The sequence below is a fragment of the Paraburkholderia sp. Ac-20336 genome (genome assembly GCF_017105025.1).
In the GTDB taxonomy this organism is placed as follows: domain Bacteria; phylum Pseudomonadota; class Gammaproteobacteria; order Burkholderiales; family Burkholderiaceae; genus Paraburkholderia.
This window is the reverse complement of sequence record NZ_JAAGPS010000054.1, coordinates 16202-29554: the sequence shown is the minus strand read 5'-3', so window position 1 is coordinate 29554 and position 13353 is coordinate 16202. Positions and strand designations below refer to the sequence as shown.

At 64.1% G+C, this 13353-nt stretch carries 10 protein-coding genes; 4 read left to right on the top strand and 6 right to left on the bottom strand.

Translation table 11 applies throughout. The features are described 5' to 3' along the window. Positions 1 to 50: 50 nt before the first annotated feature. A complete protein-coding gene (locus GXB81_RS16975) occupies positions 51 to 683 on the top strand; it encodes a LysE family translocator (protein ID WP_205989831.1) in 633 nt (210 codons plus the stop codon). 337 nt (positions 684 to 1020) lie between these two features. On the opposite strand, the gene GXB81_RS16970 is transcribed toward GXB81_RS16975, so the two are convergent. From GXB81_RS16970 to GXB81_RS16950, 5 genes are all read right to left on the bottom strand, one after another. Beyond that, on the bottom strand, positions 1021 to 1845 hold the full coding sequence (locus GXB81_RS16970) for an OmpW family protein (protein ID WP_167047550.1): 825 nt from the start codon (positions 1843 to 1845) through the stop codon (positions 1021 to 1023). Positions 1846 to 2030: 185 nt separating this feature from the next. Then, positions 2031 to 3281, bottom strand: coding sequence for a DUF2957 domain-containing protein (locus GXB81_RS16965; protein ID WP_167047553.1), 1251 nt, complete (start codon positions 3279 to 3281; stop codon positions 2031 to 2033). Positions 3282 to 3428: 147 nt separating this feature from the next. Beyond that, entirely contained in the window at positions 3429 to 4814 is a 1386-nt protein-coding gene (locus tag GXB81_RS16960) for a DUF2957 domain-containing protein (protein WP_167047556.1), read from the bottom strand. 527 nt (positions 4815 to 5341) lie between these two features. Then, entirely contained in the window at positions 5342 to 6289 is a 948-nt protein-coding gene (gene argC / locus GXB81_RS16955; RefSeq protein WP_205989830.1) for an N-acetyl-gamma-glutamyl-phosphate reductase, read from the bottom strand. 199 nt (positions 6290 to 6488) lie between these two features. After that, positions 6489 to 7091 (bottom strand): YbhB/YbcL family Raf kinase inhibitor-like protein, encoded by a 603-nt coding sequence (locus GXB81_RS16950; protein ID WP_167284452.1) that lies wholly within the window; start codon positions 7089 to 7091, stop codon positions 6489 to 6491. A gap of 265 nt (positions 7092 to 7356) precedes the next feature. On the opposite strand from GXB81_RS16950, the gene GXB81_RS16945 reads away from it, so the two are divergent. After that, positions 7357 to 8046 (top strand): response regulator, encoded by a 690-nt coding sequence (locus GXB81_RS16945; protein ID WP_167047565.1) that lies wholly within the window; start codon positions 7357 to 7359, stop codon positions 8044 to 8046. 109 nt (positions 8047 to 8155) lie between these two features. Here GXB81_RS16945 and GXB81_RS16940 read toward each other — a convergent pair whose 3' ends face one another. Further along, positions 8156 to 8845 (bottom strand): orotate phosphoribosyltransferase, encoded by a 690-nt coding sequence (locus GXB81_RS16940; RefSeq protein WP_167047568.1) that lies wholly within the window; start codon positions 8843 to 8845, stop codon positions 8156 to 8158. Between the two features lie 461 nt (positions 8846 to 9306). Between GXB81_RS16940 and GXB81_RS16935 the strand changes: the two genes are divergently transcribed. Both GXB81_RS16935 and GXB81_RS16930 read left to right on the top strand, forming a co-directional pair. After that, positions 9307 to 10545 (top strand): MFS transporter, encoded by a 1239-nt coding sequence (locus GXB81_RS16935; protein ID WP_167047571.1) that lies wholly within the window; start codon positions 9307 to 9309, stop codon positions 10543 to 10545. A gap of 355 nt (positions 10546 to 10900) precedes the next feature. Next, complete coding sequence (locus tag GXB81_RS16930) at positions 10901 to 13183, top strand: NADP-dependent malic enzyme (RefSeq protein ID WP_167047574.1); 2283 nt, start codon at positions 10901 to 10903, stop codon at positions 13181 to 13183. Positions 13184 to 13353 lie beyond the last annotated feature (170 nt).

Below are 13353 nucleotides of genomic sequence, written 5' to 3'. Positions count from 1 at the left end.
CATCGGGTAGCGGGCATAATAGCCCGCCCGCTTCTTCTGCTTCCATTCCGATGACTCTACATACCTGGTGCTTGTACGTTGCCACCGTTTTCGTGATTTCCTCGATTCCCGGTCCGAACACGCTGCTCGTGATGACGCACGGCGCCCAGCACGGTTTGCGCCGCGCCAGCGCGACCATGGCCGGTTGCCTGTCGGCGCTGGTGCTGATGCTGGCAGTATCGGCGGCGGGGCTCGGCGTGTTTCTCTCCGCGTGGCCGGCGATGTTCGACGCGCTGCGCATGATCGGCGCGGCCTACCTTGTCTATCTCGGCATCAAGGCGTGGCGCGCGTCGGCAGACGCCGCCGCGCCGAACGTCGACGAACTCTCGGCGCGTCCGGTGCGTTCGCGTTTCTCACTGTTTCGCAACGGTTTTCTCGTCTCGAGCAGCAATCCGAAGGCGATCATGTTCGCGGCCGCGCTGCTGCCGCAATTCATCGATCCCGCGTTGCCGAAGCTGCCGCAGTTCGGCGTGCTCGTCGCGACTTTCGCGGCGATCGATGTGAGCTGGTATTTCGTGTATGCGGGCTTCGGCACGCGCATCGGCGCGAAGCTGAAGAGCCGCAGCGTCGCGCGTATGTTCAACCGGCTGACGGGCGGCGTGTTCGTCAGTTTCGGCGCGATGATGGCGCTGGTGCGTCATTAGGTGTGTGTTCTGTCAATGGACGAGGGGGCAATCCCGGCGACAGCGAACGCAATTGTTGCATTTATGCGACATTGAGGGTCAACCCTAATTTTCATGTTGCGACGCACCAGGTGGTTTGCTATAGTACGTCTTGTCTCCTCCATGTCTCCTCTGATATGGATTCAGCCCGCCAACCTAGGCGGGCTTTTTTTTGCCCTGAATTTGCCGCGCGACGCCGAAGCGGCGGCGCAATCCTGCAGTCGATGCGAACAAAAAAGCCGACGGTCCCGTGCACAGGGACCGCCGGCTTTGTCGTTTCTGGCGTCCGGCCGTACGCCTCGCCGCACCGGAACCGAATTCAGAATTTATACGACACGGCCAGGAAGGAAATGATCGGATCGGCGCTCAGATCGGCCTTCGACACCCCGAGCTCCGTGCCGTCCGCCGCCTTGATGATGACCGACGACGTCGTCTTCAGCGGAATATAGGTCACCGACGCGACGAGCCCCCAGTGATCGGTGATGTTGTACGCGAGCCCCGCGTTGAACACCGGCGCCCACGACGACGACGCCTTCGCCGAGACCTGCGTCTGCCCCGGCTTGCCCGCGCCGGCCGCGAGTACCGCGCCGAGGTTGTTCTGCGTCGATTGCACGAAGCCGTTGCTGAGCTGGACATCCGAGAACCAGTTGTAGGACACGCCGATGCCGACGAACGGCCGCAGCTTCGCGGTCGGCTCGTTGAAGTAGTACTGGAACAGCAGCGCCGGGCTCCACTGGCGCACGCTCTTCACGATCGGATTGGCCTGCGGATCGCCGAGATCCTGCTGCCCGAGCGCGCCGGCCGGTCCCGGCGGCTTGATCGTGCCGTGGCCGTAGATCTTGAACGTCGGCGGCACGCCCGCCACCGTCGTCACGGCAATGTGGTCGGTCAGGTAATGGCTGAACACGAGGCCGACCGTGTTGGCGCTGTTGGTCGACAGGCCCGTGCCCGCCGACGTGAACGTGTTCGGCAGACGCAGCGGCGTGTTGATCGGTGTCGGCGCGACGTTGGTCGTGAGCGGCGTGCTCGAATCCTGCGGCATCACATGGAACCAGCCGAGCACGGCGACGTTGTCGCCCGCATGCTGGGCGTATGCACTGGCCGACAGCAGCGTCGCCAGTATCGCGAGACAGAATTTTTTCATCGTGTTTCTCCTCTGGCGCCCGCGCGGCTCACGTGCGCGGCGGGCGGCTGCGGGTGGCGAAGGGCTGGGCCCGGCCGCTGCGCGGGATGTTCGTGGGGCTCCGGCCGCCGCGTCGCGCGATGCTCGCGGGGCCGGAGGCCGGCATGCGGCGCCCTCGGTCATGACGGCGCTGCATGCGGCGCTCGTCACTGGACGAACGCGCCGATCGTGAAGTACGGTGAGGCGGCGTTGGTCATGTCGAGGTAGCCGAACACGCCGCCCGTGAAGATCATCTTTCCGGTCGGCTTGGTGCCCGTCGACGCGCCCACCTGGGTGGTCGTCACGACGCCCGGCACGGTCTGCGTGAAGTCCAGATTCAGCGCGGTCGCGAGCGAGGCTTGCGACGCGTTGAACGGATCGAGCAGGGTGGCCTCGCTGCCTTCGAGCGCAGTGGTGCGGTAGTCGAACTGGCTATCCACGCCGATGTACTCGCCGTTCTGCGCGTTCACCGTGGTCGCGGTTTGCGGCGACAGGATCGAGATGCCCGATTCGTCGTCGGCGTACGGACCGGCCGCGCCGTTGACCGTCTGGGTCGGCGACGGATTGGCCGCACCGGTGCGCACGAGGATCGGCACCAGCTGACCGCGCAGCTTGCCGACGATCATGTAGCCGCGTCCCTCGGCGGTCGTCGCGAGCGTCGGCTTTGCCTGGCCGAGGAAGTGATCGGTTTCGAATGCGCCGCTGCCGTCGGCCGCGGTCGGGAAGTTGCCGCCGGGCTGCTGGCACGTGCCCGCGTTGATGCCGGTGTTGTCGCACTCGCTCCACGTGCCGTCGGCGTTGATCGTGATCTTCGAATCGACCGCGACCGGCGCGAAGTTTTGCGACGGCACCTGGTGATAGCCGACCTGGTTGTAGGTGCCCGCGACGGCCGAAAGATTCGTCTCGATCGACGAGAAGCCGATGAACGGGTAGTACGGGAACGTGGTGTCGGGCACCGCGCCGACGCCGAGCACGCCCGCGAACGAGATTTCCGCACCGGGGATTGTGCCGCCCGCCACGCCCTCGCCGACGAAAATCCGCGCCGGACGGCTGGCGTCGAGGCTCGCGCCGTTCAGGCGGAACGCGCACTGGTTGAGCTTGCTGGTCGGCAGGAGCGTTTCCTGGGTCAGCGTGCCGCTCGCGGTCTGTCCCGCGCGCGTCGGGACCACAGTGCCGGTGGCGGCGGGGATCGACGACTGGATGTAGCTGATCTGCCACGTCATCTTCGTCGTATCGAGCTGCAGCTTGACGAGTTCGCCGTCGCCGCCGCCGCCCGTGAAGACCGTGCCGTAGTCGAGCGAGGAAGGACACAGCCGGGCTTCGGTCACCGGTCCGTCGCCGCTTCCGCCGCCGCCACCGCCGCACGCGCCCAGCATCGGTGCGCAAAGAGCAAGCACCGAAACGATTCTCCAATTCATACTGCCTCCCTGATGTTCTCGTTGTATGCGGCCGGCTCCCATTCCGGCCACGTTCTGCTGATATGTCCCGGCCGTGCCGTGAGCCGCCGCCGGGTGATTGCGCTGCGCCGCCGCCTTCGTTCTGACCTTTGCGCGTGAGTGCTGCGGCTATTTGCTGATCTGCGCGCCGATGCCGAAGTACGGTGCGCTCGGGGTGTCCGCGTTGGCCGAGGTCGGCGTGATGCCGCCGTTTTCCGCGCCCTGCACCACGATCGCGTACAAGCCGCCCGAGGCGATCGCGAGGCCGGTCTTGCCGTTGCTGTCCTGAACGTCGACGAGGCCGGGGCTCGATGCGCCGTAGCTCAGCCCGATCGAGCTTTCCGCGGCGGACGTCGAGGGGTTGAGGAAGGTCGCGGCCGCGCCTTGCACGAGCGTCGCCGTGTACTTGAAGTTCGAGTCGGCGCCGACGTAGCCGCCGTCGAAACCGCCCGAGGCGAGCGGGGTCGCCGCGGCGAGCATCGCGATGCCGGATTCGTCGTCGACCTTGGCGGTCAGCAGGTTGCTGGTATCGACGTAGCCGGTGCGAACCACGAGCGGAACCGTCGCGCCGTTGAGCTGGCCGAGGATCATGTGCGCGGTACCGAAGTTGCCGGTGCGGAACGGATTGCTGGTCCCGCCGGTGCTCGGCACGATCTGCGGCGGGTTCGTGCTGTCGAAGTAGCCGTTGCTGTTGAGCGTCAGCGCGTTGCCGGTGGACAGGCAGCCCGCCGAACTCGACGACGTGCAGTTGCCGCTCGCGTCGAACGTTTCAAGCGAGTTCGTCGCGACGGTTTCGTAGTTGGCCGTCGGCGAAAGGTGATAGAGCAGGCCGTTGTAAGTGCCGGGCAGTTTCGTGATGTCGGTGGTCGTGCTTGCGAAGCCGAGGAACGGATAGAAGTCGAAGTGCCGCTTGTTGACTGTGCCAAGGGTCAGGACGCCCGGAATGATCGTGACGCCTGCGTATTCGACCGTAGCCCCGGGAATGCCGCCGCCCGCGACACCCTTGCCGATCAGGATCATCGGCGGATTCGGGTTGTTGACGAAGTCCGGCGTCGTGTAGGTCGTGCCGTCCGACGCGGTGCCGCTGCCCGCGCCGAGAATGAATGCGCAGCGCGTCTGCTCGGCGGTCGGCAGCATGCCGGTGGGCGGATGAATCACCGCGCCGGTGATCTGCGTGCCCTTGCGCGTGATCGAAACGCTCGCGCTCGTGAGCGGGATCGGCGACTCGAGCCATTTGAGCGTGTAGGTCATCGCCGTCGCGTCGATGTTCAGCTGCACGATTTCGCCGCTGCCGGCGCCACCGAGGTAGGTGCTCTTGACGATGTCGCCGGTATCGGGACACAGCGTGGCCGTGCTCGCCGCAGGCGTCGGCGCCCCTTGGGGGCCGCAGCTCGCACCCGAGCATTGCGGCGGATTGACGGGGCCCGGACTGTCGGCGTTGCCGCCGCCGCAGGCAATCAGGAATGGCGCTGTGGCAATGGCCATTGCCAGGCCGCGGGTCATGGCGTGCGACATGCTGCTGTCTCCCTTCATGTAATTGTGCGGAGTCATTTTGCTGTGCGTTTAATCGCTGTCAATTGAATGAGCCGTCTAAAAAGGCTGATTCAAACAGCACGAATTTCAGCGCACGTGCACTGCATGGACACTTGCGGTCCTTTTAAACGGAAAAGGATTTTTCGCGCCGGACGCGGCAGCGTTGCTTCGTCGCACTCCCTTGTTGGGCAAGCGTTGCGGCAAAAAGGCTCTATGATCCTGGCACGAGCGTTCGCAAAAAAATCCGGAGTTTCCCCAGGCGGAAAACTATGCTGAACAATGCAATTGAACGCATGAATTACCGGAGCCGGACGGCAGTCCGGTTTAACGATCGGATGCGCTATTCCGGTTTTTATATTTCAAGTAATACGGGCTACTACCAATTAGCTTTTCGCGCGAATTCGGATTGACGGGCTTTTAAAACAGAAAAGCCGGTCTGTCTGGACCGGCTTTCGAAGCGGTTGCGGGCGCGCCTCTGATCGCGGCGCGGCGCCCGTGGGGCGAGCCGCTTAGCGTTTCAAGCCGGTGTCTTCAGCCGCGCCGATCGCGAGGTTCATGCACTGGATCGCCGCGCCCGATGCGCCCTTGCCGAGGTTGTCCAGACGCGCGACGGTCACGAAGCGCTCTTCGTTGCCGAACACGAACAGGTCGACGCGATTGGTGTCGTTGTTCGCCTGCACGTCGAAGAAGCCGCTGTCGAGATTCGCATCGGCATCGAACGGCGCGACGTGTACGAACGTCTCGCCCGCGTAGTACTCGGCGAACAGTGCCAGCACGTCCTGCGGCGTGGCCTTCTTCGCAAGCTGACCCGGCGAGAAGTATGTGGTGACCGCGAGACCCTTGTAGAAGCCGCCGACGATCGGCGTGAAGATCGGTGCGGTTTTCAGGCCGGTGTGCGCGGCCATTTCCGGCAGATGCTTGTGCGTGAGACCGAGCGCATACGGACGCGGGCTCTTGAGCTTGTCGTTGCCGCCTGCTTCGTAGTCGGCAATCATCTTCTTGCCGCCGCCGCTGTAGCCGGTGATCGAATACGAATGCGCGGCGAACTCGGGCGACACGACGCCGCCTTCGACGAGCGGACGCATCGCGAGCACGAAAGCCGAGGCGTGGCAGCCCGGCACGGCGATGCGTTTGGCGGTGCGCAGACGTTCGCGCTGCGAGCGGGCCAGCTCGGGCAGGCCGTAGGCCCAGTCCGGTGAGGTGCGGAACGCGGTGCTCGCGTCGATCAGCACGGTGTGGTCGTTTTCGACGAGCGAAGCGGATTCGCGCGAGGCGACATCGGGCAGGCAGAGGAACGTGACGTCCGATGCGTTGATGAGACGACGGCGCTCGTCGAGGTCCTTGCGCTTCGCTTCTTCGATACGCAGGATTTCAACGTCGGCGCGCTGCGACAGGTATTCAAAAATCTTCAGGCCGGTCGTGCCTTCCTGTCCGTCGACAAAAACTTTCGTGCTCATCTCGATCTCACTCGCTGGAAACGGGGCGCGTCGTCGCGCCGGAACGTTATATTTTAAGACCTCGGCGCCATGGACGTGCAAAACAGCGCGAAAAAACGACGATGCGCGCCGAACGTGACACGAGCGTGACCTGTTGAGCGCTGTTGCGGGGCGGTTCGCGGCAGATGCGCCGCAGCGGCGCAACGAACGACGCCCGCGCCTAGCGCCCGTAAGTGACGACGAGCCGCGCGCTGCCGATCGTCGCCGTGCCGATCTCATGATCGAACATCAGCGCGGGGCGTCCTTGCGCGAGCCGCAGATCGGCCGAGTTCAGCGCATACACGGTGATGACGTAGCGATGCGATTTGCCGGGCGGCGGACATGGGCCGCCATAACCGTCGGTATCGAAGTCGTTGCGCGCTTCGACCGCGCCGAGCTTCCTCAGGAAACCGGAAGAACTCGCATTTTCGGGCAAGCCGTCGACGCTGGCGGGAATGCCCGCCACGGCCCAGTGCCACCAGCCGCGCCCCGGCGCATCTTCGTCGAACATCGAGACCGCGAAGCTGCGCGTGCCGGCCGGTGCGTTGCGCCACGTCAGTTGCGGCGAGCGGTTGCCGCCTTTGCAGTCGCTCTGATCGAAAACCTGGGCGGCCTGCACGGTGCCGCCCGCGCGGAGACTCGCGCTCGTCAGCGTAAACGTTCCGTCGGCCTGCGCGTGCGAGCCATGCGCCACGCACAGCATGAGCCCGAGCATCGCGCGGATGAAGCGCGATCGACGCCACCACGGTGAAGCCAGCGAAACAGCCAGGCAACGCACGCGCATGTGCGGGTTCTCCTGTCAGGGCGCGAGGCGCGGGTCCTCGCGATGGTTGTTGTCCTTAATCGTGCCCCAAGGTCGAATCAAGTCTACTAACATTAGCTCTGCGATGCATGATTGTTCGCAACTTGCGGAATTCGCCGAGGGAAATCAGATATAGTGGGACACATTATTGCCGCGTGACTCTTGCTGCGTTTTACCCGTTGGAGTCGTCAGCATAGAAAAAGCGTTTGAAGTCATGGAGACCGGTTTATCCGTACAAAGAGGGGCGATGCAAGGTTCATTCAGGGTCGTGGTTGCGGATGACCATCCGGTCATTCTGTTTGGTGCGGAGCATGCGTTGCACAAGTTTCCCGGTCTGCGGGTCGTGGGGCGTGCGCGGCAGTCAACGGATCTTGTCAGGATTTTGCAAACCACCGCCTGCGACGTGCTCGTCACCGACCTCGCGATGCCCGGCGGTCAATACGGCGACGGCCTGCAACTGATCGGCTATCTACGCCGCAACTTTCCGGTACTCCCAATCGTCGTGCTCACCATGCTTGAGAATGTCGCGCTGCTCAGGCGGCTCGGCGAGCTGGGCGTAACGGCGGTCGTCAACAAGTCGGACGATCTCAGCCATATCGGGCGCGCAGTACAGCACGTCCTCGGCAAGCTCGGGTATATGAGTCCATCCGTCAAAGCGGCGCTCGATGCATTGCGAATCAATTCGCGCGGCAGGCATGCTGAAGTGATGCTGTCCGCACGCGAGCTGGAAGTCGTGCGTCTGTTCGTGTCAGGCATGACGATCAAGGAAATCTCCGAACTCCTGAACCGCAGCATCAAAACGATCAGCACGCAGAAGAATACGGCGATGCGCAAGCTCGGTATCGAGCGGGATTCGGAACTGTTCCAGTATGCGCAGAGCAATGGCTTGCTGAATCTGTCGTCGCATTCGAGCGACGACGTCGCCGACGAATCCTGATTTCGCGCACGATTCGAGTGAGCGAAAAAAAAGCCGCCTGTCGAGAGACAGGCGGCTTTTTTTATTTATTGCGCATTAATCGCGTATTCACCGCATGATGCGAACGCGCTTATTGCGGCGTGGACGTGGCGCCGCCGTGCGCTGCCGACCATTCGGCCGGTGCGTGCAGGAATTTTTCCACTTCGTCGATCGTCTTCGTGTCGAAGTAGCTGTTTGCCTTCGCGACGCGCAATACGTCCCACCACGTAGCGAGCGCGTGCAGATCGACGTCGATGTCTTTCAGTACCGACACGCTTTCCTTGAAGATGTTGTAGTGGAACAGCACGAAGCAGTGGTTCACCGTGGCGCCGGCGGTACGCAGCGCATTGATGAAGTTGATCTTGCTGCGGCTGTCCGTGGTCAGGTCTTCGACGAGCAGCACGCGCTGGCCTTCGGTCAGCAGACCCTCGATCTGCGCATTGCGGCCGAAGCCCTTCGGCTTCTTGCGCACGTATTGCATCGGCACCATCAGGCGATCGGAGAGCCATGCCGCGAACGGGATGCCCGCGGTCTCGCCGCCGGCGACCGCGTCGATCTGCTCATAGCCGACATCGCGCAAGATCGTCGATTCGGCCATTTCCATCAGGCCGCGGCGCACGCGCGGATACGAGATCAGCTTGCGGCAGTCGATATAAACCGGGCTCGCCCAGCCGGACGTGAAGATATACGGTTTCTCCGCGTTGAAATGCACTGCTTGCACTTCGAGTAGCATCTTGGCGGTGGTGTCGGAGATCGTCTGGCGATCGAAGCCTGTCGTCATGGGCGGGTCCTTCGGAGTGAGCGGGGGAGAAGCGGGCGCATGGCCCGGTGGCGCAGCAAGCGGGGCAGGCCGCGCCATGTCGGGCGGAATACGTATCCGGCGAGTGGCGTACGGGATTGCGGCGTACGTACAGGCCGTTTTTTGCTGCGCGCGTGGGCGGCTATTTTACCCGAAATGGGTCTTCCCGAGGGGGAAGTCGTGCGCGGCGCCGGGCGCTCGTGTGCCTGATCGTGCGTCCGGCGGTGCGCCTGCTTGCGCGCCCGATGGCCGCGCGAGGCGCGCTTCGCCGAGGTCTTCGGACGGCCCTCGCAGAGGTGGGACCGATGGTGCAAGCGACGCGCGGCGGGCCACCTCGTCTGCCCGGTTGTCTTGTGACCGGCCCTGGCCGCCTTTACACTCACGCGACTTTCTCCTGGGCGCAGCCTCGCGCGAGCCGCCTTTCGACCTACGGAATGCTTTCAATGAACGCCGCTCCTCCCGCCTCCGTCACCGATACCGGCTCCCCCGCGAAACAGGGCTATGCGGGCCGCGCGCTGCTCGCGTCGGTGCTCGGTTATGCGATGGACGGCTTCGATCTGCTGATCCTCGGCTTCATGCTGCCGGTGATCGCCGTCGACCTGCACCTGAGCTCGGCGCAGGCGGGTGCGCTCGTCACGTGGACGCTGATCGGCGCGGTCGCGGGCGGTGTGATCTTCGGCGTGTTGAGCGACTACTTCGGGCGCGTGCGCATGCTCACGTGGACGATCCTGATCTTCGCCGTCTTCACCGGTCTGTGCGCGCTCGCGCAAGGCTACACGGATCTGCTGATCTACCGGACCATCGCCGGGATTGGTCTGGGCGGGGAGTTCGGCATCGGCATGACGCTCGTGGCCGAAGCGTGGCCGGCCTCGCTTCGGGCGCGGGTGTCGTCGTATGTCGGGCTCGGCTGGCAGCTCGGCGTGCTCGCGGCCGCCTTGCTGACGCCGCTGCTGCTGCCGGTGATCGGCTGGCGCGGCATGTTCGCGCTCGGGCTGCTGCCCGCGGCCGTGTCGTTCTTCGTGCGCCGTCGCGTCGAGGAGCCGGCGCTGTTCAACGAGCGCGTCGCGCGCGGCATGCGCAAGCTGCCGCTGAAACTGCTGGTTGCCGATGGCCGCACGACGCGCGCGAGCATCGGCGTGACGATTCTCTGCTCGGTGCAGAACTTCGGCTATTACGGCCTGATGATCTGGCTGCCGAGTTATCTGTCGAAGACGTTCGGCTATTCGCTGACCCAATCCGGCTTGTGGACCGCCGCGACGATTCTCGGCATGGCGTCCGGCATCTGGCTGTTCGGCATCGCCGCGGACCGTTTCGGCCGCAAGCCGACGTTCCTGTTCTATCAGGCGGGCGCAGTGGTGATGGTGTTCGTCTATGCGCAGCTGACCACGCCGGTCGCGCTCCTGATCGGCGGCGCGGCCATGGGCGTGTTCGTGAACGGCATGATCGGCGGCTACGGCGCGCTGATTTCCGAGCTTTATCCGACCGAGGCGCGGGCGACGGCGCAGAACGTGCTGTTCAACGCGGGCCGGGCGGTCGGCGGCTTCGGGCCGGTCGCGGTGGGCGCGCTGGCAGCGCGCTATTCGTTCGGCGCGGCGCTGGCGCTGCTGGCGTCGATTTATCTGCTCGACATCTTCGCGACGCTGTTTCTGATTCCCGAGCGGCGCGGCGCCGAACTCGAATGAGCGGCGTATGCGCATCGGATCGATCGCGCATGCGCGCCGACATGACTCTGACATCGCGCCGATATAACGCGACACCCCGCCAGCCCTGCGCACCCATGTGGCGGCGCAGCATTATGAACCGCTGTTTCGCTCGTGGTTAGTCCTGTTAACCACTCAGTGCATCGACGCACCCGGGGTGTACACTAACCGACCCGCGAAGCACTCCGCATTGTCGTCCCGTCCTTCGTCGAGGTAAGCCATTGCGCCAACCGGCGCATGCGAAAACCGCCTCGGTCGACTATCCGTCCGACAGATGCAAGCGACGCCGACGTTGTGCTGCGACGGGCCCAATTACTTACGTCTCGCAGGCCTAGAAATGGACGAACAACTCAAGCAAAGCGCTCTCGCCTATCACCAGAATCCGAAACCTGGCAAGATTTCGGTGACGCCCACCAAGCCGCTGTCGAACCAGCTCGACCTGTCGCTTGCGTATTCGCCGGGCGTCGCGGCAGCCTGTATGGCGATTTACGACGAACCGCTCGACGCCCAGAAGTACACCTCGCGCGGCAACCTCGTCGGCGTGATCACGAATGGCACGGCGGTGCTCGGCCTCGGCAACATCGGTCCGCTCGCCGCGAAGCCGGTGATGGAAGGCAAGGGCTGCCTCTTCAAGAAATTCGCCGGCATCGACGTGTTCGACATCGAATTGAACGAGTCCGATCCGGACAAGCTCGTCGAAGCGATCGCGATGCTCGAGCCGACGCTCGGCGGCATCAACCTCGAGGACATCAAGGCGCCCGAGTGCTTCTACATCGAGAAGAAGCTGCGCGAGCGCATGAAGATTCCGGTCTTCCACGACGACCAGCACGGCACCGCGATCATCGCGTCGGCGGCGATTCTCAACGGCCTGAAGGTGGTCGGCAAGAAGCTCGACGAAGTGAAGCTCGTCTGTTCGGGCGCGGGCGCGGCGGCGATTGCGTGTCTGGACCTGCTCGTCAACCTCGGTCTGTCGAAGAAGAACATTCTCGTCACCGACTCGAAGGGCGTGATCTACGAAGGCCGCGGCAACCTCGATCCGTCGAAGGAGCGTTACGCGGCCAACACCGACGCGCGTTCGCTCTCCGACGCGATCCGCGGCGCCGACGTGTTCCTCGGCTGCTCCAGCGCCGGCGTGCTGAAGCCGGAGATGGTCGCCGAAATGGGTTCGCAGCCGCTGATTCTCGCGCTCGCGAACCCCGAGCCGGAAATCCGTCCGGAAGAAGCGCGCAAGGTACGCCCGGACTGCATCATCGCGACCGGCCGTTCGGATTACCCGAACCAGGTCAATAACGTGCTGTGCTTCCCGTTCATCTTCCGCGGCGCGCTCGACGTCGGCGCAACCACGATCACGGAAGAAATGAAGCTCGCCTGCGTGCGCGCGATCGCCGAACTGGCCGAGGAAACCGATCAGGGCGATGAAGTCGCGAAGGCCTACGAAGGCCACTCGCTCGAATTCGGCCCGGAATACCTGATTCCGAAGCCGTTCGATCCGCGCCTCATCATCAAGATCGCGCCGGCCGTCGCGCAGGCGGCGATGGACTCGGGCGTCGCGACCCGTCCGATTCAGGACATGGACGCGTATCGCGAACAGCTCGGCACGACCGTCTATCGCACCGGCATGGTGATGCGTCCGGTGTTCGCGGCGGCGAAGTCGGAGCCGGCGCGCATCGTGTTCGCAGAAGGTGAAGACGAGCGCGTGCTGCGTGCCGCGCAATTCGTGCTGCTCGAAAAGATCGCGAAGCCGATCCTGGTCGGCCGTCCGTCCGTGATCGAGATGCGTCTGAAGAAGATGGGCTCGAAGCTCAAGTGCGGCGAGGACGTCGAGATCGTCGATCCGGAAGACGATCCGCGCTATCAAAAGAGCTGGCAGGCGTATCACGAACTCGGCGCGCGCGAAGGCGTGACGCCCGACGTCGCGAAGGCCGCGATGCGCAAGTTCAACACGCTGATCGGCGCGATCCTCGTGCGCCTCGGCGAAGCCGACGGCATGATCTGCGGCATGATCGGCCAGTACCACACGCACCTGGACTTCATCGACCAGGTGCTCGGCAAGGCCGACGACGTGCAGAACTTCGCCGCGATGAACCTGCTGATGCTGCCGGGCCGTAACCTGTTCATCTGCGACACGTACGTGAACGAAGTGCCGACCGCCGAGCAACTCGCCGACATGACGATGCTCGCCGCGCGTGAAATCGAGAAGTTCGGCATCACGCCGAAGGTCGCGTTGCTGTCGAACTCGAACTTCGGCAGCGCGCCGTCGTCGTCGTCGAAGCGCATGGCCGAGGCTCGCAAGCTGATCGCGCAACGCGCGCCGTCGCTCGAAATCGACGGTGAAATGCACGGCGACGCGGCGCTGTCGGAGACGATCCGCAAGGCGGCATTCCCCGCCACGACGCTCGCCGGCGAAGCGAACCTGCTGATCATGCCGAACGTCGAAGCGGCGAACATCGCCTACAACCTACTGAAGGTCGTGGGTGGCGAAGGCGTGACGGTCGGTCCGATCCTGCTCGGCGCGAAGAAGCCGGTGCATATCCTGACGCCGGCCGCGACCGTGCGCCGGATCATCAACATGACGGCGGTGGCTTCGGCCAATGCGCGCAAGCCGGCAAACGCGAAGTAATGCGTAGGTTGCCGGGTTGAAGCGGGCGCGGCTGTAGTGCGCTCGCGGCGGCCTCGGCGCCGGCAAGACGCCACGGGATTCCGGTTCCGTGGCGTTTTTTTGTCGGCGAAAAAAAGCGACGGTCTATGAAGACCGCCGCTTTTTCAATCGGGACCGGCCGTGCCTTTATC

Coding starts and splice junctions, on each gene's coding strand:
- GXB81_RS16975 (WP_205989831.1), top strand. CDS start 51: ATGACTCTACATACCTGGTGCTTGTACGTTGCCACCGTTTTCGTGATT.
- GXB81_RS16970 (WP_167047550.1), bottom strand. CDS start 1,845: ATGAAAAAATTCTGTCTCGCGATACTGGCGACGCTGCTGTCGGCCAGT.
- GXB81_RS16965 (WP_167047553.1), bottom strand. CDS start 3,281: ATGAATTGGAGAATCGTTTCGGTGCTTGCTCTTTGCGCACCGATGCTG.
- GXB81_RS16960 (WP_167047556.1), bottom strand. CDS start 4,814: ATGTCGCACGCCATGACCCGCGGCCTGGCAATGGCCATTGCCACAGCG.
- argC (WP_205989830.1), bottom strand. CDS start 6,289: ATGAGCACGAAAGTTTTTGTCGACGGACAGGAAGGCACGACCGGCCTG.
- GXB81_RS16950 (WP_167284452.1), bottom strand. CDS start 7,091: ATGCGCGTGCGTTGCCTGGCTGTTTCGCTGGCTTCACCGTGGTGGCGT.
- GXB81_RS16945 (WP_167047565.1), top strand. CDS start 7,357: ATGCAAGGTTCATTCAGGGTCGTGGTTGCGGATGACCATCCGGTCATT.
- GXB81_RS16940 (WP_167047568.1), bottom strand. CDS start 8,845: ATGACGACAGGCTTCGATCGCCAGACGATCTCCGACACCACCGCCAAG.
- GXB81_RS16935 (WP_167047571.1), top strand. CDS start 9,307: ATGAACGCCGCTCCTCCCGCCTCCGTCACCGATACCGGCTCCCCCGCG.
- GXB81_RS16930 (WP_167047574.1), top strand. CDS start 10,901: ATGGACGAACAACTCAAGCAAAGCGCTCTCGCCTATCACCAGAATCCG.